The sequence below is a fragment of the Peptoniphilus sp. HMSC062D09 genome (assembly GCF_001811425.1).
GTDB lineage: Bacteria > Bacillota > Clostridia > Tissierellales > Peptoniphilaceae > Peptoniphilus_A.
In genome coordinates this window covers 3497-4133 of sequence record NZ_KV804746.1, presented here as the reverse complement: position 1 = coordinate 4133, position 637 = coordinate 3497, and the positions used below count along the sequence as shown (strand labels likewise).

1 CRISPR repeat array is annotated in these 637 nt (G+C 54.9%).

The features are described 5' to 3' along the window. Nucleotide 1: 1 nt before the first annotated feature. A CRISPR array of direct repeats spans nt 2-637; the repeat unit is 25 nt; unit sequence GTCCCCGCGTGGGCGGGGGTGATCC.

Sequence of the window (637 nt, the reverse complement as noted above, 5' to 3'; positions counted from 1 at the left end):
AGTCCCCGCGTGGGCGGGGGTGATCCCAAGACGGAAAAGTTATTCCAAGCGATAAGAAAGTAGTCCCCGCGTGGGCGGGGGTGATCCTCAAGAAGAAAGAGAGGAAGTTGTAATGGACCTGTAGTCCCCGCGTGGGCGGGGGTGATCCTAACCATCTCTTTGCGGAGTTGGAAAGATTAAGGTAGTCCCCGCGTGGGCGGGGGTGATCCTAGGAAAATTGTCATGGTATCAACTCCAACTTTGTAGTCCCCGCGTGGGCGGGGGTGATCCTAAAGATGGCTACAAACTGATAAAGATAGCTGAGTAGTCCCCGCGTGGGCGGGGGTGATCCCCCCACGCATTAAGCCTAACTCTGCCACACTTCGTAGTCCCCGCGTGGGCGGGGGTGATCCCTACAGAAAAAAGGGAAAACCAATTTACACCCCGTAGTCCCCGCGTGGGCGGGGGTGATCCTAATCTTTCTCATTCTCCATTCGTCTATAATCTAGTAGTCCCCGCGTGGGCGGGGGTGATCCTTCATTCTGACTAACAGACATTCTTTCTGCAAAGTAGTCCCCGCGTGGGCGGGGGTGATCCCAATAACAAATGGTACATCATAATGATTAAAACGTAGTCCCCGCGTGGGCGGGGGTGATCC